A 1,051-nucleotide genomic window follows, 5' to 3' on the forward strand; every position below is an offset into this window, starting at 1 on the left:
GGTCTGGGTCTGGATCAAGGACAAACAGCTCAATAAAGAAAAACTCAAGGAACTGCGCGCCAACTCCCCGTTGGGCGAGATCCTGGCGGCCGGCCTGGCCAACTCCAAGCATGGTCGCGAGATCATGAAGGAGTGCATCGAAGAGGCCGCCCAACGGGTCATCCATGAGCTGGAGCGTTACGTCAGCGCCCTGGGCACCATCGCCGCCATGGCGCCGTTGCTGGGTCTGTTGGGTACGGTGCTGGGCATGATCGATATTTTCAGTGCGTTCACCGGTTCAGGCATGACCACCAACGCCTCGGTACTGGCCGGTGGTATTTCCAAGGCCCTGATCACCACGGCTGCCGGCCTGATGGTGGGTATCCCTGCGGTGTTCTTCCACCGTTTCCTGCAACGCCGGATCGATGAGCTGGTGGTGGGGATGGAGCAGGAAGCGATCAAACTGGTCGAGGTGGTGCAGGGTGACCGTGACGTGGACCTGTCCGGGAGCAAAGCGTGAAATTCCGCCGCAAACCACGGGAAACGGTGGACATCAACCTCGCGTCGCTGATCGACGTGGTGTTCATCCTGCTGCTGTTTTTCGTCGTGACCACCACCTTTACCCGTGAGACCCAGCTGCGCGTTGAGCTGCCGGAAGCGGTCAGTGGCGCATCTGCCGACGACCAGACCCGACAGCTCGATATCGCCATCAGTGCCGACGGTGTGTTCTCGGTGAACAACCATATATTGCCAAAAAGCGACCTGGCCACGTTGATGGAAGCGCTGCAGAAAGAATCCAAGGGTGATACCAACCTGCCATTATCGATCAGCGCCGACGGCAAATCCCGGCATCAGTCGGTCATCACTGCGATGGACGCCGCGGGCAAACTCGGATTCAGCCATTTGCGCATGACCACCATCGAAGCGGCGCCTCCCGCGTCCTGATGGCCATGTCCGATCGATTGCTGGCCGCGTGGTACGCAGGTCATCCGGCCCTGAAGCTGTTGCAGCCACTGGAGTGGCTGTACCGGCGCGTGGTCATGAACAAGCGCAAGCGCTTTCTGGCGGGTGA

Annotated in this window: 2 protein-coding genes and 1 pseudogene; all 3 read left to right on the forward strand. The window is 60.0% G+C overall.

Annotation, left to right across the window (positions count from 1 at the left end; translation table 11 throughout):
- A partial coding sequence (locus tag ACXRVY_RS31160; RefSeq protein WP_458239228.1) for a MotA/TolQ/ExbB proton channel family protein occupies positions 1–499 on the forward strand: 499 nt, incomplete at its 5' end.
- On the forward strand, positions 496–924 hold the full coding sequence (locus ACXRVY_RS31165; protein WP_223459624.1) for an ExbD/TolR family protein: 429 nt from the start codon (positions 496–498) through the stop codon (positions 922–924). The genes ACXRVY_RS31160 and ACXRVY_RS31165, both read left to right, overlap by 4 nt.
- Positions 924–1,051: pseudogene (locus ACXRVY_RS31170) on the forward strand (tetraacyldisaccharide 4'-kinase); the annotation flags it as partial. The gene ACXRVY_RS31165 and the pseudogene ACXRVY_RS31170, both read left to right, overlap by 1 nt.

Source organism: Pseudomonas sp. P5_A2_2, assembly GCF_054177685.1.